Origin of the sequence: Pseudarthrobacter sp. CC4 (assembly GCF_048957775.1) — a bacterium.
Taxonomy (GTDB): domain Bacteria; phylum Actinomycetota; class Actinomycetes; order Actinomycetales; family Micrococcaceae; genus Arthrobacter.
In genome coordinates this window covers 133,771-148,618 of record NZ_JARCCZ010000009.1, presented here as the reverse complement: position 1 = coordinate 148,618, position 14,848 = coordinate 133,771, and the positions used below count along the sequence as shown (strand labels likewise).

Annotated in this window: 11 protein-coding genes; 8 read left to right on the top strand and 3 right to left on the bottom strand. The window is 66.6% G+C overall.

The annotated features are described in order from the left end of the window. Positions 1–2: 2 nt before the first annotated feature. Together PV768_RS07930 and PV768_RS07925 are read right to left on the bottom strand one after the other, a co-directional pair. Positions 3–1,214 (bottom strand): hypothetical protein, encoded by a 1,212-nt coding sequence (locus tag PV768_RS07930; RefSeq protein ID WP_321214555.1) that lies wholly within the window; start codon positions 1,212–1,214, stop codon positions 3–5. Between the two features lie 84 nt (positions 1,215–1,298). Continuing rightward, complete coding sequence (locus tag PV768_RS07925) at positions 1,299–2,378, bottom strand: PrpF domain-containing protein (protein WP_157240755.1); 1,080 nt, start codon at positions 2,376–2,378, stop codon at positions 1,299–1,301. A gap of 278 nt (positions 2,379–2,656) precedes the next feature. On the opposite strand from PV768_RS07925, the gene PV768_RS07920 reads away from it, so the two are divergent. After that, complete coding sequence (locus PV768_RS07920) at positions 2,657–3,571, top strand: LysR family transcriptional regulator (protein ID WP_421092744.1); 915 nt, start codon at positions 2,657–2,659, stop codon at positions 3,569–3,571. Between the two features lie 6 nt (positions 3,572–3,577). On the opposite strand, the gene PV768_RS07915 is transcribed toward PV768_RS07920, so the two are convergent. Continuing rightward, positions 3,578–4,222 (bottom strand): DNA alkylation repair protein, encoded by a 645-nt coding sequence (locus PV768_RS07915; RefSeq protein WP_421092767.1) that lies wholly within the window; start codon positions 4,220–4,222, stop codon positions 3,578–3,580. Between the two features lie 200 nt (positions 4,223–4,422). Between PV768_RS07915 and PV768_RS07910 the strand changes: the two genes are divergently transcribed. The 7 genes from PV768_RS07910 (at position 4,423) to PV768_RS07880 (ending at position 14,841) form a co-directional block, all read left to right on the top strand. Beyond that, positions 4,423–8,136: a nitrate reductase subunit alpha gene (locus PV768_RS07910; protein WP_421092743.1), complete on the top strand. Its 3,714-nt coding sequence runs from the start codon at positions 4,423–4,425 to the stop codon at positions 8,134–8,136. Beyond that, on the top strand, positions 8,136–9,830 hold the full coding sequence (gene narH, locus PV768_RS07905; protein ID WP_421092742.1) for a nitrate reductase subunit beta: 1,695 nt from the start codon (positions 8,136–8,138) through the stop codon (positions 9,828–9,830). The genes PV768_RS07910 and narH overlap by 1 nt, the downstream gene beginning before the upstream one ends. Further along, positions 9,827–10,447, top strand: coding sequence for a nitrate reductase molybdenum cofactor assembly chaperone (gene narJ, locus PV768_RS07900; RefSeq protein WP_421092741.1), 621 nt, complete (start codon positions 9,827–9,829; stop codon positions 10,445–10,447). Before narH ends, narJ begins: the two co-directional genes overlap by 4 nt. 2 nt (positions 10,448–10,449) lie before the next feature. Further along, complete coding sequence (gene narI / locus PV768_RS07895) at positions 10,450–11,337, top strand: respiratory nitrate reductase subunit gamma (RefSeq protein WP_421092740.1); 888 nt, start codon at positions 10,450–10,452, stop codon at positions 11,335–11,337. A gap of 12 nt (positions 11,338–11,349) precedes the next feature. Beyond that, the gene (locus PV768_RS07890; protein ID WP_421092739.1) at positions 11,350–12,585 is read left to right on the top strand and encodes an MFS transporter; all 1,236 of its coding nucleotides are present in this window, start codon (positions 11,350–11,352) and stop codon (positions 12,583–12,585) included. A 5-nt stretch (positions 12,586–12,590) separates the two neighbouring features. Next, positions 12,591–13,337 carry a hypothetical protein gene (locus PV768_RS07885; protein ID WP_421092738.1) on the top strand — a complete coding sequence of 249 codons (747 nt, stop codon included), beginning with the start codon at positions 12,591–12,593 and terminating at the stop codon, positions 13,335–13,337. Between the two features lie 373 nt (positions 13,338–13,710). Beyond that, on the top strand, positions 13,711–14,841 hold the full coding sequence (locus PV768_RS07880) for an ice-binding family protein (protein ID WP_421092737.1): 1,131 nt from the start codon (positions 13,711–13,713) through the stop codon (positions 14,839–14,841). The last annotated feature ends 7 nt before the right edge of the window (positions 14,842–14,848 follow it).

Below are 14,848 nucleotides of genomic sequence, written 5' to 3'. Positions count from 1 at the left end.
CCTTATTCAACGTGGATGTTGTATTTGTCCGCGAGCAGCCCTGTGACATAGGACCGGACGGAGTTGCTGACGGAGTAGGCGTCCCGGACGCGGTCTGCCACGCCCGTGTCCGCGACGAGGGGGTAGCCGCCGAGGACTTTGGCGGCTTTTTCCTGGAAGCCTTTGTCGGTCCCGAGCTTTTCGCTGGAACTGCGGAGCAGCTCATAGGCTTTTTCGGGTGTCTCCTGCGGAACCCACAGTCCTTTTTGGTAGGTGTAGGTCAGTCCCAGCAGGGTCTTGTACGCTTCGAACTTCTCGCCCGCGGGTTTCTTTCCGTGGAGCGTTTCGTAGGCCTCGGCGACCGTGGGTACATCAGGGAAATTGGGGTCCCGGACAACGTTGCCTGCTCCGTCCAGCTGGCCAAAGGACATGAGCACAACGGCTTTGCCCTCCTTGGCGATGCCGGCAACGGCTGAGCCGTAGGCCGAGGTGGTCTGGTAGTCCAGGTCGATTTCCCCGCGCTGGAGCGCCAGGTTGACCGGTCCCCGGCCTTCAAAGCCGAAGGTGCTTGTCACGTCCGCTTCGAGCAGGTCGAAGGCAACAAGCGTGGTGATGTCCAGGCCCGTGGCGCTGATGCCGCCGAATTCCAGGGGCGTATCCCGGTTTATCAGGTCCTGAAGACCGGACACTCCGGCCTCGGCACGGGCATAGATGACCCCGCCGGTGCCGTTGACGACGACGGGCTTGAGGTCTTCGAAGGAATACTTCACGGCCGAGCGGCCCAGGACCCAAGGGACAACGGTCGATGCCGTCCCCACCAGGATTTCCGTGCCGTCTGTCTTTGCCGAGCGGGCAAACCTGTTGGTGCCCAGGATGCCTTCGCCGCCGGCCTCGTTCACGGGCGCAAAACCGGGGCGGCCCGCAACATAGTTGGTTAGTTCGGTGCCGATGAAACGTGCCCAGGTATCGGTTCCGCCGCCTGACGCGAGGGGGATCAGGAACTCCAGGGTTTCGCCGCTGAAGTCCCCGTCCTCGGTGCTGGAGGGCGGATTCAGCAGGCTTCCGCCGAGGACCGTGGTGGCGGTGCCCAGCAATGCGAAGGCGCCGACGGCTGAAAGGATGGTCCGCCGGGAATGCTTGGGCGGCTCTGGCAGGTCCGCTTCTTCGTACTGCCCGGCAAGTGCCTCTTGCGGAGCGGTTCCGGGTGGTTCCAAGGATGACTTGTTGCTCGTCATTGAGATGATCCTTTTGATCGGGTGCCTATCTCGGCGCAGCGCCTTCCAGGAGCGCGCGAGGGGCAGATTGTTGTGGTTGCGCGCTTACCAGGTCTCTGGCAGCAACAGTTCTGCATCGGCCAAGCGGCGGGCACTTCGGAGGGTGCCCACAACCGGGACACCGTCGCGGGTCTCGGCCCAGGTTTGGACGAGGCCCGCAGGAGTCCGCATGGCGAGCCCGGAAGAAGCGTCGGTGGAGATCAGGTCCCGCACCACGGTGCCTTCATGCTGTGCAGCCATAGTCAGGGCGACGCTTCCGGTGATCGCCAGCGCCGGGTGGAGCTTGCCCATTGACAGCATCCGGACCACCAGGTCGGCTCCCTCATCCGACGACGGCCGGGCCACCAGCGCGAGCTTCGGAATCGCACGCTCGGCTTCGGCCCTCGTGGCGGCCAGGCCCATTCGAACCGCTGCGTCCCGCCGCACGTCGTCCAGGTGCACGAGGAGTTCAGCCTGGCCATCGATCTCCCCGGCTGTCTCATTCCCGGTGAGTCCCACGGAAGCAGCCTCCAGGATGATCAGCGGCGCACCGGCATCAATCAGGGTGGCAGGGATTTCCCGCCCGTCGAACGTCACCTTCTCCACCGGCTCTCCGGTCGGGAAGAGCTTCCCGGTTGTCCGTCCTGCAGGATCGAAGAAACCCATGCCCACGGACAGCCCCGGGAACGGAACGCCCGGAATCATGAGGGTACCGGTCTCCTGGAGCCTGCCGTCCGGGGTGGAAACCTTCTGCAGGATGAGCTGGTCGGTGTTCGTGTTCAGCGTCCGCACGGATGTCGTTTCCTGGCCGGCATCAACCCAGCCCCGATCGATTGCGTACGGTGCCACCACCGCTGAGCAGTTGCCGCAGTTGCTTCCCCAGTCAACCCTGTGCTCCTCGACGGCCACCTGGGCGAAAGTGTAGTCAACGTCTGCCTCGGCGCTGGCTGAGCGGGAAAGGATCACAGCCTTGCTGGTCGTGGAGGTTCCCCCGCCCACGCCGTCAATCTGGCGGTTGTCCGGGCTGCCGAACAGCCGAAGGAGGACTTCGTCAACGCTCTTTCCGGGGACTTGGAGGTTGTCCCATTCGAACACCCAGCACTTACTGGTTCCGCCCCGCATCCACGCTGCTGGGATTCTAAACATGATTGCTTTCACACCTTCCTGGGCCCTGCTGTGGGCCGTTCCGCCTTTCGGCTAGGACCTAGTGTGATCCGCCCCATCATTGAATTACAAACGCTATTTTTTGCAGGGTCTTGCACTTTTACTTCAATCAAATGGCGGCTGGATGGGCATTTCGAAGGTCATGGCAGCCCTTTTCTTGACTCCGACGGCGTGCGGCCCGTCCCCGTTCGGCTGTGGATGAAGGTGCAGGCTAAAATCCTTAAGGGGATGTAAGCAACACTTCAAAGGAGTCCGTGCCGATGCTCAATGTTCGAAGGCTGGAACTGCTGCTGGACGTGGTGGAGCTCGGATCCATCACGGCAGCGGCCGAGAAGCACGTGTACTCGCCGTCAGGCGTGTCCCAGCAGCTGCGGCGACTGGAATCGGAGATCGGCCAGCCGCTTCTTCAGCGACAGACCCGCGGAATGGTACCGACGGATGCCGGCCACGTCCTGGCGGCGCACACGCGCCGCATCCTCAGGCAGATGGCGGCTGCCGAAGCGGACCTCGCCGAAATCGCCGGGCTGAACAGGGGCAGCCTCACCATGGGAACCTTCCCCACGCTGGGAGGTTCGTTTCTTCCCTTGGTCATCAGCAAGTTCAAACGCCAGTACCCTGCCATTGAGCTGCATGTGCGCAGCAGCCGCTTTGAGGTCTTGGTCGAGATGCTGGAGAACGGGCAGGTGGGCATGTCCCTCCTCTGGGACTACGAATGGAGCAGGATCAACGCCGAGGACTTTGCCCTCACCACGGTTTTCGAGGACGCAACCGCCCTCGTGGTGGGAAAGGACCACCGGCTGGCCCGGCGCAAGCAGGTTGACATGGCGGACCTTGCCGATGAGGAATGGATTGTCCGCGAGGAAGCGCACCCGGTGGTGGAGGTGCTCCAACGAAGCGCGCGTGCCGCGGGCTTCACCCCCCGGATCGCCTTCCACGCCAATGACTACCAGGAAGCCCAGGCGATGGTCAGCGTGGGGCTCGGCATCGCCTTGGCGCCTCGAACCGCCGTCGTCAACAAACACCCGGGGGTCAGCATCGTCTCCCTGGGCACTACCGCACCCTCAAGGCGGGTCCTGCTCGCGCACCGTCACGACAGGGTGCGGGCCGCAGCCGAGATTGCCTTCCAAACCACGCTCCTGGAAGTGGCGAAGGAATCAACGGCCGACTTCCGGTGACGGCCCTTAGTGCCCCGCCTGCCGGCGCACCATTTCGTTGATCCACGCGGGGGCGAACGGTGAGGTGCAGCCCGGGGGAGTGGGGTAGGCCTTGAGCACCTCCAGGCGCTCGCCGATCTCCAGCGCGCGGGCCCTGAGCCCGGGGTGCCCAATGCCGATCTGGGCCAGGCAGGTGTTCATGGCCCACTGCAGCCGGTCCGGGGAGTCCTTCATCTCCGCCTCGATGACGTCCAGCAGCCCCTCAAGGTCCAGGCCGTCAGGCGCCTTCACCACGCGCTCGCTTGTCAACGCCCAGCCGGCACTTGCTACTACCGGATCAGGATCGGACAGCCAGGCCACCCGCAGCTCCTCGGCGTGCGGGTTCTTCTTCACCACGTAGTTCACCAGCCAGTCCTGCACCTTGGGCGCCCGCGCCTCCCGCAGCATCGCATCCAGTTCGCCACGCCCGAACGCCTTCGGCCGGCAAACCAGGAGCGCCAGCAGCCGCGCCGCGGTATCGCCGGTGGCCCAGAGGTCACCGGCAAGTTCCTGTTGGGTTTTCAGCCGCTTGGCGATGGCACGCAGTTTGCTGAGGTTCACGCCGTGGTCATCCCCGTGCCTCTCGTTCACCTCGCGCGCCCTCGGGTCCTCGAGCCCGGCCAGTTCGGCCATCAGCTCCGCCACGCCCGCCTTGGCTAACGTCGTCTCAGCCACCGCAGCCTCCTGTCCAGTGTGTCCGAAGTCCAGCCTAGGGCGGGAAGCGCTCCGGCGCAGGCGCCCGGCAGGCGACCAGAGCCTAGTCCTGCCACCAAGCAGCTGCAACCAGTCGAAAGACCCTACTGGACCAGCCGCGCCGCACCTACGGTGGCAGCATGGCTGAGGAGCGTTTTGTCGCGGGGGTGGACGGGCCGGCATCGGATGCAATGCTGAAGCTGGGCAGGTTCTTTACGAAGTGGGACCAGACCGACGACGGCAGGGCAGTTTTCCGGGAGGGTGGCCGCAAGGGGGATATCTTCTACCGCGACCGGTGGAGCCACGACAAGGTGGTCCGCTCCACCCACGGGGTGAACTGCACCGGCTCCTGCTCCTGGAAGGTGTTCGTCAAGGACGGCATCATCACCTGGGAATCGCAGCAGACCGACTACCCTTCCGTGGGCCCCGACAGTCCCGAATATGAACCGCGGGGCTGCCCCCGCGGGGCTGCCTTTTCCTGGTACACGTACTCGCCCACCCGGGTCCGTTTCCCCTACGCCCGCGGCGTGCTGGTGGAGATGTACCGCGAGGCCAAGGCCCGGCTGGGAGACCCGGTGCTGGCGTTCGCCGAGATCGCCGCCGACCCGGAGAAGCGCCGCCGCTACCAGCAGGCCCGGGGCAAGGGCGGGCTGGTCCGGGTGTCCTGGCAGGAAGCCATCGAAATCGCGGCCGCGGCGCACGTGAACACCATCAAGACCTACGGCCCGGACCGCTGCGCCGGCTTCTCGCCCATCCCCGCGATGTCCATGGTCTCGCACGCGGTGGGAACCCGCTTCATCCAGCTCATCGGCGGGGTGATGACCTCCTTCTACGACTGGTACGCGGACCTTCCCGTGGCCAGCCCGCAGGTGTTCGGAGACCAGACCGACGTCCCCGAATCCGGCGACTGGTGGGACGCCCGCTACCTCATGATGTGGGGCTCCAACGTTCCGGTCACCCGCACCCCGGACGCGCACTGGATGGCCGAGGTGCGGTACCGCGGCACCAAGGTGGTCACCGTCAGCCCGGACTACGCGGACAACACCAAGTTCGCGGACGAGTGGCTCCCCGCCCAGGCTGGAACCGACGCCGCGCTGGCCATGGCCATGGGGCACGTGATGCTCAAGGAATTCTTCGTGGACCGGCAGGTTCCCTTCTTCACGGACTACGTCAAGCAGTACACGGACCTGCCGTTCCTGGTTAGGCTGGAAAAGCGCGACGACGGCGCGTTGACGCCGTCGAAATTCCTCACCGCGCGTGACATCCCGGCGGAGTCCGGGGCTGAGGACGCGGCGTTCCGCACCGTTCTGTTCGACAAGAAGGCCGGCCGACCGGCCGTCCCCAACGGCTCCATGGGATTCCGCTACTCCGGCAGCGGAGAGGGCAGATGGAACCTGGACCTTGAAGGGATGGACCCCGCACTGTCCCTGCGGGAGGTCTCGGGTGAAAGCGCCGAGATCCTGCTGCCGTGCTTCGAGCAGGCGGACGGCACCGGCAGCGTGCTCCGGCGCGGGGTGCCCGTGATCGAGGTGGAGGGCCAGCTGGCCACCACGGTGTTCGACCTGATGCTCGCCCAGTACGGCGTGGGCCGCGAAGGGCTGCCCGGAGAGTGGGCCGCGGGGTATGACGACGCCGCCACCCCGTACACCCCGGCCTGGCAGGAGGAGATCACGTCCGTCCCCGCGCAGGCCTGCATCCGGGTGGCCCGCGAGTTCGCCCGGAACGCCGAGCAGTCCAGGGGCCGGTCGATGATCATCATGGGCGCCGGGATCTGCCAGTGGTTCCACGGCGACACCACCTACCGGGCGGTGCTGGCCCTCGTGATGCTGACCGGCTGCATGGGCCGGAACGGGGGCGGCTGGGCGCACTACGTGGGGCAGGAAAAGACCCGCCCCATCACCGGCTGGGTGTCGCTGGCCAATGCCCTGGACTGGTCCCGGCCGCCGCGCACCATGATCGGCACCGGGTACTGGTACATGCACACGGACCAGTGGCGCCAGGACGGCTACTCCGCGGACGCGCTGAAGTCCCCGCTGTCCACCGGCGCCCTGGACGGCCTGCACACCGCGGACGCCATAGCCCAGTCCGCAAGGCTTGGCTGGATGCCGTTCTACCCGCAGTTCGACCGCAATCCCCTGGACCTCGCCGACGAGGCGGAGGCCGCCGTCGCCGCCGGCACTGCGAAGGACACCCCCGGCTACATCGCGGACGCACTGAAGAACCGGACCCTGAACCCGGCCATCGAGGACGTGGATGCCCCGGAGAACTGGCCGCGCACCCTGGTCCTTTGGCGCTCCAACCTCTTCGGGTCCTCGGCGAAGGGCAACGAGTACTTCCTCCGGAACCTGCTGGGCACCCACAACAACGTCCTGGGCGAGGACCACGCGGAGGGGCTGAAACCCACGCACGTGAAATGGCACGAGAAGGCGCCCGAAGGGAAGCTGGACCTGCTGGTCTCCGCCGACTTCCGGATGACCTCCACCACGCTGCTGTCCGACGTCGTGTTTCCCGCCGCCACCTGGTACGAAAAGCACGACCTCTCCTCCACGGACATGCACCCGTTCGTCCACGCGTTCACCCCGGCGATCGACCCGCCCTGGGAAACCAAGACCGACTTTGACACCTTCCACCTGCTGGCCCGCGAGTTCTCCCGGCTGGCCAGGACCCATCTGGGCGTCCGGCGCGACCTGGTGAGCGTGCCGCTGCAGCACGATACCCCTGGCCAGCTGGCCCAGCCCGGCGGGACGGTCCGCGACTGGCGGAAGCCGGACATCCCCGCCGTCCCCGGGCAGAACATGCCCGTCTTTTCCGTGGTGGAGCGGGACTATACGGCCATCGCGGACAAGCTGGCCGCCGTCGGGCCCCTGGCGGACAAGCTGGGCTTCACCGTCAAGAACGTCACCTACAAACTGGACGGCCCGCTGAGCCGGCTCAGCCACTCGAACGGCGTGATGCTCGGCGGCGCCGCGGACGGCCGGCCGGCCCTGGACACCGATGCCAAAATGGCGGAGGCCATCCTGGCGTTCTCCGGCACCACCAACGGCATGCTTTCCGTGCAGGGCTTCAAGGACCTGGAAGTCCGGACCGGAAGGAAGCTGGCGGACCTCGCCGAGGGCTCGGAGGAAAAGTTCATCACCTTCGCCCAGACCCAGGCCGCCCCGGTGCCCGTGATCACCTCGCCGGAATGGTCCGGCTCGGAAACCGGCGGACGCCGCTACGCCCCGTTCACCATCAACATCGAACGGCTCAAGCCCTTCCACACCCTCACCGGCCGGATGCACTTCTTCCTGGACCACGACTGGCTCACGGACATCGGCGAAGCCCTTCCCATCTACCGGCCGCTGCTGGACATGCACCGGCTCTTCGGCGAACCCAAACTCGGCCGGAACGGGCAGCTGGAGGTGGTGGTCCGGTACCTGACGCCGCACTCCAAGTGGTCCATCCACTCCGAATACCAGGACAACCTGCTGATGCTCTCGCTGTCCCGCGGCGGGCCCACGGTGTGGATGAGCCCGGCGGACGCCGATTCCATCCAGGTCAGGGACAACGACTGGGTGGAATGCCTGAACATCAACGGAGTCCTGGTGGCCCGGGCGATCGTCAGCCACCGGATGCCCGCCGGTGTGGTGTACGTGCACCATGCCCAGGAGCGCACCATCGACGTGCCGAAGTCGGAGGCCACCGGGCGGCGCGGCGGCATCCACAATTCGGTCACCCGGCTGCTGGTGAAACCTTCGCACCTGATCGGGGGCTACGCGCAACTGGCGTACGCGTTCAACTACCTCGGCCCCACCGGAAACCAGCGCGACATGGTGGCCACGGTCCGCCGCCGCTCACAGGAGGTGCAGTACTGATGCGGGTCATGGCTCAAATGGGCATGGTGATGAACCTGGACAAGTGCATCGGCTGCCACACGTGTTCGGTGACCTGCAAGCAGGCCTGGACCAACCGGGCAGGCACCGAGTACGTCTGGTTCAACAACGTGGAAACCCGCCCCGGGCAGGGGTATCCCCGAAGGTACGAGGACCAGGACAAGTGGCGCGGCGGCTGGGCGCTGAACAAGCGGGGCAGGCTGGTGCTCAAGGCCGGCGGCCGGGTGAAGAAAATGTTCGGCATCTTTGCCAGCCCGGTCCAGCCCGAGCTCAAGGACTACTACGAGCCCTGGACGTACGACTATAAAACCCTGGTGGACGCGCCCCTGGGCGACGACTTTCCGGTGGCGCGGCCCAAATCCCTGATCACCGGGGAGGACACCAAGGTCACCTGGTCCGCGAACTGGGACGACAACCTGGGCGGCTCCGCGGAGAACGGGCACCTGGACCCGCTGGTGGAGAAGGTCCGGCGGGAGTCCGAGGACAAGATCAAGTTCGCATACGAGCAGACGTTCATGTTCTACCTGCCGCGGATCTGCGAGCACTGCCTGAACCCGTCCTGCATGGCCTCCTGCCCCTCCGGCGCCATCTACAAGCGGGTGGAGGACGGGATTGTGCTGGTGGACCAGGACAAGTGCCGCGGCTGGCGGCAGTGCGTCACCGGCTGCCCGTACAAGAAGATCTACTTCAACCACAAGACCGGCAAGGCCGAGAAGTGCACCTTCTGCTACCCCCGGGTGGAGGTGGGGATCCCCACGGTGTGCTCGGAGACCTGCGTGGGCCGGCTGCGGTACCTGGGGCTGTTTTTGTACGACGCCGATGCGGTCACCGCGGCGGCGTCCGTCACCGACCCGAAGGATCTCTACGACGCCCAGATGGACGTCCTGCTGGACCCTAACGATCCCGCCGTCCAGGCCGAGGCCCGGGCGCAGGACATCCCGGAGGACTGGATCGACGCCGCCCGGCGCTCGCCGGTGTACGCCCTCGCCAAGGTCTACAAGGTGGCGCTGCCGCTGCACCCGGAGTACCGGACCATGCCGATGGTCTGGTACGTGCCGCCGCTGTCCCCGGTGGTGGACCTGCTGCGGGACCAGGGGCACGACGGCGAGGACCACGGCCACCTGTTCGGCGCCATTGATGCGCTGCGGATCCCGGTGGAGTACCTCGCCGAGCTCTTCACCGCCGGGGACGCGGACCGGGTCACCGCGGTGCTGAAGAAGCTTGCGGCCATGCGTGCGTTCATGCGCGGCATCAGCCTGGGCAACGATCCGGACGAGTCCATCGCCGAGGCCGTGGGCATGGACGGGCAGGCCATGTACGAGATGTACCGGCTGATGGCCATCGCCAAGTACGACGAGCGGTACGTCATCCCCAAGGCGCACGTGGAGCAGGCGCACGACCTGGAGGAGATGGGCTGCTCGCTGGATTTCGACGGCGGCCCGGGCATGCAGGATTCCTCGCCGTTCGGTGAGGCGAGCGGCAGGCCGGTGCCGGTTGCGGTGGACACGTTCAACGCCCTGCGCGACCGGCAGACCAGCGGTGAGGTATCAGCGGGAACCAGCCTGAAGGGCAGGGTGAACCTGCTGAACTGGGACGGCCGGGGGGCACCGCCGGGCCTTTTCCCGGACAAGGGGCCGGAGCCGGGCACGTTGGCCGCGGCGGAGGACCAGCCGTGAGCCGCCGCGACCAGGTGGCGTACATGGCCGGCGCGTGGTGCCTGTCCTACCCGGACGAGGACCTCCTGGCCAAGGTCCCGCTCATGCGCGCCGCGCTCGCGGAGTTCCCGGCCGCCGCCGAACCCTTCCAGGAGGTGCTGGACGCACTGGAATCCACTCCGCTGATGGAGAGCCAGGCACACTACGTGCGGGAGTTCGACCTCAGCCGTCGCCACGCCCTGCACCTGAGCTACTGGACGGACGGGGACACCCGGCGCCGCGGCGAAGTGCTGGGCAGCTTCAAGAAGGCCTACCGGCAAAGCGACATTTTGGTGGACACCCAGGGAGAGCTGCCGGACTACCTGCCCATGGTGCTGGAATACACGGCGCTGGTGGACTTCTCCGCGGGGCGGGAGCTGCTGATCCGGTACCGGCCCAGTCTGGAGATGCTGAAGTTCGGCTTGCTGCGGGACAAGCTGCCGCACGCCAGGATCCTGGCGGCCATCTGCGCCACGCTCCCCGGAAAGTCGCCGGCCGACGAACAGGCCGTGATGCGGATGGCGGGCTACGGGCCACCCACCGAGGCGGTTGGCCTTGACCCCTACGATCCGCGCCTGCTGCCCGTGAAGGGGGCCTGACCATGGTGACCTTTGAAACGCTGCCTTTTGAAACACAGCCCGGGGCCGCCGTCGAACTCTCTGCCCTGGACACTGTGCTGTGGGGTGTCCTGCCCTACGTGATGGTGGTGGGCCTGGCGGGCGGGCTGGTCTGGCGGTACAAGTACGACCAGTTCGGCTGGACCACCAGGTCCTCCCAGCTCTACGAATCCAGGCTGCTGCGGATCGCCTCGCCGCTGTTCCACTTCGGCCTGCTCGCCGTGATCGCCGGGCACTTCTTCGGTCTGGTTATCCCGATGTCCTGGACGGAGGCGGTGGGGATGAGCCAGGACTTCTACCACTTCAACGCCCTGTTCGTGGGCGGGATCGCGGGCGTGGGAACCCTGGGCGGGATCGTCCTGCTGATCTACCGGCGCCGCACCACCGGGCCCGTGTTCATGGCCACCACCAAGAACGACAAAACCATGTACGTGGTCCTCACTGCCGCCATCGTGTTCGGCCTGTGGACCACGCTGGCCAGCGTGTTCGAGGGCGAGCACGCGCACAACTACCGCGAAACCGTGGCTCCGTGGTTCCGTTCGCTGTTCATCTTCCAGCCGGACATCGCAGCCATGGCCGCCGCGCCGTTCTCCTTCCACCTGCACACGCTGGTGGGGATGGCGCTGTTCATCATCTGGCCGTTCACCCGGCTGGTCCACGCCTTCACTGCACCGTTCCACTACCTCTTCCGCCCGTACATCGTGTACCGCTCGCGGGACCGGGTGAAGGCAGGTGCTGCGGCCGGTGGACGCCCGGGCCGGAGGGCCGGAACCGGGGCGGGCGGCAAGGCCGCGCAGAATCCCAACGCCCCCAGCGCCCGGCGCGGCTGGTCCGCCGTCGGGACCCAGGACCGGGACACCCGGAACCGGTGAGAGGAGAAGACAATGGCCGCAGCCGCCCAGCCCACTGAAACCTCCCACCCGGGCAAGGGACGGAACCTGGCCCTGGCCACTGCCGCCTCGGTCACCGCCTTCTGGGCGTGGAACATCGTGGCGCCGCTGGGCGCGCGCTACACCCAGGGGATGGGGCTGGACCCAACCTCCACAGCGGTGCTGGTGGCCATGCCCATTTTTGTGGGAGCGCTGGGCCGGATCGCGATGGGCGCCCTCACGGACCGCTACGGCGGCCGGGTCATGTTCACGGTTGTCCTGCTTGGCAGTGTCCCGCCCGTCCTGCTGGTGGCCCTCGGCGGCACCCTCGGTTCCTACGCCGTGGTGCTGGGCGCCGGCCTCTTGCTGGGCATTGCAGGTACCGTGTTCGCCGTCGGAATCCCCTTCGTTTCCGCCTGGTACGAACCCTCACGGCGCGGCTTCGCGACGGGCGTTTTCGGCGCCGGGATGGGCGGGACCGCGCTGGCGGCCTTCCTGACCCCGCGCCTGGTGACCTGGATCGGCTACCTGCCCACGCACCTGCTGATTGCCGGGCTGCTGGTGGTGATGGGGGCCGTGATCTGGTTCAACCTGAAGGAGTCCCCGGACTGGAAGCGGAACACCGCGCCGGTGATCCCGAAACTCAAGGATGCGGCCGGGCTCGCCGTCACCTGGAAGCTGTGTTTCCTCTACGCCATCGTCTTTGGCGGGTTCGTCTCCTTCGCCACGTACCTGCCCACGTACCTCCGGGATATCTACCAGTTCGATCCCACTGCTGCAGGCACCCGGACTGCGGGTTTCGCCCTGGCGGCGGTCCTGTTCCGGCCCATCGGGGGAGCGGTCGCGGACAAAATCGGGTCCAAGCCAGTGGTCCTCACGTCGCTGGCGGGCATCGCGGTCCTGGCTTTCATCGTGAACCTGCGGCCCGACGGCGAGATCCCGGCAGGCCTCACCTTCGTGGCCATGGCGGCATCGCTCGGCCTGGGCGCCGGTGGCGTGTTTGCCTGGGTGGGCAGGCTCGCGCCACAGGGGAAGGTGGGCAGCATCAGCGGCATTGTCAGCGCGGCCGGTGGAATGGGCGGCTACTTCCCGCCGCTGGTCATGGGAGCCACCTACAACGCAGCGGACAACAGCTACTTCATCGGCCTCATGCTGCTGGTGGTCACGGCAGTCATCGCCTTCGTGTTCACCATCGTTGCGGTCCGGTCGCCGAAGCAGCCCGCACCGCAGGGTGCGTTGAAGGGGACGTAGATGTCATGAAACGGTCAGCGCGGCCGGGCGCGGCACTACTTCTTTCGCTTTCGCTGCTCACCGCGTGCGGCGGGCAAGCCGGCCAACCGCAGGGGACGTCGTCGGGCGTTACCGCAACGGCAAGCGCCACCCGCACGCAAACGACGACGGCGGCACCCTCGCCGAGTGCCTCCGGTGGCCCCTCTGTTGCCTCGCCGTCGGCTTCCTGGACCACCTACACCACGGCGGCCGGCGACCTGGCGTTCGACCTGCCCTCCACATGGAACATCAAGGACCCGGCGGGGGAGCTGGCCGAGGGCGGCGGGGCATTCGCCGAGGTGACCAGCGAGGATGGGCGGCTGCTGGCGACGCTGCGCACCAACATGGCCACCGGCTCCACGTGCACCGAAAAGTACCCCTACTCGGTCCTCGAATCGCAGGAGATGCCGCAGCTGGCGCAATACGGCACCGTTCCGCGGTACACCTTCGAAACCCGCGGCAACGACATCGCAGCAGGCCCGCCGGATACCCCGGCGGCGGCCTACGGCATCACCACCGCGCCCCTTCCCGAAGGTGACTCTGCCTGCTACATGTTCCACTTCTTCAACTGGCCGCCCAACGCCGCCACGTTCGGGGCGTTCTACAACCCCGAGCTGAACCTGACGCCGGGCGACCCGTCGCTGCCGTACCTGGAGAAGGCGAAGCTGTATGCGGGGACGCCGGAGTATGCGGATATCAAGCGGATGATCACGTCGCTGCGGCCGGCGGGTTAGGGACGGAACGTTCGGCGGAAATGCTCTGCAACCGCGACACATCCAGGGAATTGAATAATTCTTTTGGGTTCCAGGTGCGCCCTCAAGGGCCTGGGATTGGCGCGGGAGCCCGCCCTGACCAGCCACGATGGGGACTAGGGACCGCGCCGGCCGTTCCCAGGTTCCTCCGGGGTCTTCCCGCGGTTTGCGGAGACCGTAGGCGGACCACCGTTTGAAGCGTAGAGTCCGCAGGTATCGCTCCCTCACAATTTGTCAGGCAGTGCTTTGGGGCGTTTGCCCGCTGGGGGAAGGAACTGCCATGCAACACTGCTCTGCGCAACGACGCGGGTCACAACGACACACCTCGGGGGCATCCCGGCGCCGGCAAACAGCAATGGCAGGGGGTGCAGCCGGAGCCGTTATCCTGGCGGTCGCCTTGGTGTGGCAGCAGTCACCCGCCTTCGCTGCCACGCCGGTGGGTTTGGGCACTGCCACCTCCTACTCCGTCCTCGCCGGCTCCGCCGTGACCAACACCGGCCCATCCACCCTCCAGGGGGACCTGGGCGTCAGCCCCGGGACTGCAATCACAGGCTTTCCGCCAGGGATTACGGCGGGGGCCATCCACGCGGCAGATGCGGTTGCGGTGCAAGCGCAGTCGGACCTGACCACTGCCTATAACGCCGCAGCAGGGCAGCCGTTGACCACCAGCGTTGCAGGGGACCTTGTGGGCATGACGTTGACTGAAGGTGTCTACAGGTCCACCAGTTCGCTGGCCCTCAGCGGACAGCTCACCCTGGACGGGCAGGGCAACCCCAACTCCGTCTTCGTGTTCCAGGTGGCGTCGACTTTGATCACCGCGTCAGCCAGCAGCGTCATCCTCACCAACGGCGCCCAGGCCTGCAATGTGTTTTGGCAGGTAGGCAGTTCGGCCACCCTGGGTACCGCATCGAGTTTCAAAGGTTCCATTCTTGCCCTCACCTCCATAACAGCGGAGACCAACGCCGTTGTGGAGGGCCGGGTTCTCGCCCGTAACGGTCAGGTCTCCCTGGACACAAACGTGATCACCAACCCGGCTTGCACGCCAGCCGCAACCACACCGCCCATTTCGGGCACACCGACGGCCACGGCAACGCCCACGGAGACGGCCTCCCCGACTGAGACTGCGACTGCGACGGCGACTGCAACCAGCACACCAACTGCTACGGAGACAGCATCAGGGTCCGCCACAGCGACGCCGACTGCAACAACCGTCGACAGCCCGACGGCGACAGCCGCAGGTGGAGCAGGTGGAGCAGCGGGCAATGGGCCAGGTGCCAACGGCGCCAGTTCCTCCGCCCCTGCAGCAGCTGTCCCGCTGGCCGGTACTGGTGCGGGGGGACGGAACCAGGGCACGAACATTGATACGGCCGCGGGCCTCCCAGTTGGAGGTCAGGAGGCACTCGGAATAGTCATGGCGGCCCTTGCCGTGACCGCGGCCATCGTCTTTGCAGCCAGGCTGGTGCTCGGAAGGCGTCGGAGTAGTTAGGACCAAG

What these genes read in the sequence shown, in the direction of transcription:
- PV768_RS07880 (WP_421092737.1), top strand. Translation starts at nt 13,711, where the DNA reads ATGGCAGGGGGTGCAGCCGGAGCCGTTATCCTGGCGGTCGCCTTGGTG.
- PV768_RS07915 (WP_421092767.1), bottom strand. Translation starts at nt 4,222, where the DNA reads ATGGCCGAACTGGCCGGGCTCGAGGACCCGAGGGCGCGCGAGGTGAAC.
- narI (WP_421092740.1), top strand. Translation starts at nt 10,450, where the DNA reads ATGGTGACCTTTGAAACGCTGCCTTTTGAAACACAGCCCGGGGCCGCC.
- PV768_RS07910 (WP_421092743.1), top strand. Translation starts at nt 4,423, where the DNA reads ATGGCTGAGGAGCGTTTTGTCGCGGGGGTGGACGGGCCGGCATCGGAT.
- PV768_RS07920 (WP_421092744.1), top strand. Translation starts at nt 2,657, where the DNA reads ATGCTCAATGTTCGAAGGCTGGAACTGCTGCTGGACGTGGTGGAGCTC.
- PV768_RS07925 (WP_157240755.1), bottom strand. Translation starts at nt 2,378, where the DNA reads ATGTTTAGAATCCCAGCAGCGTGGATGCGGGGCGGAACCAGTAAGTGC.
- narH (WP_421092742.1), top strand. Translation starts at nt 8,136, where the DNA reads ATGCGGGTCATGGCTCAAATGGGCATGGTGATGAACCTGGACAAGTGC.
- PV768_RS07885 (WP_421092738.1), top strand. Translation starts at nt 12,591, where the DNA reads ATGAAACGGTCAGCGCGGCCGGGCGCGGCACTACTTCTTTCGCTTTCG.
- PV768_RS07930 (WP_321214555.1), bottom strand. Translation starts at nt 1,214, where the DNA reads ATGACGAGCAACAAGTCATCCTTGGAACCACCCGGAACCGCTCCGCAA.
- PV768_RS07890 (WP_421092739.1), top strand. Translation starts at nt 11,350, where the DNA reads ATGGCCGCAGCCGCCCAGCCCACTGAAACCTCCCACCCGGGCAAGGGA.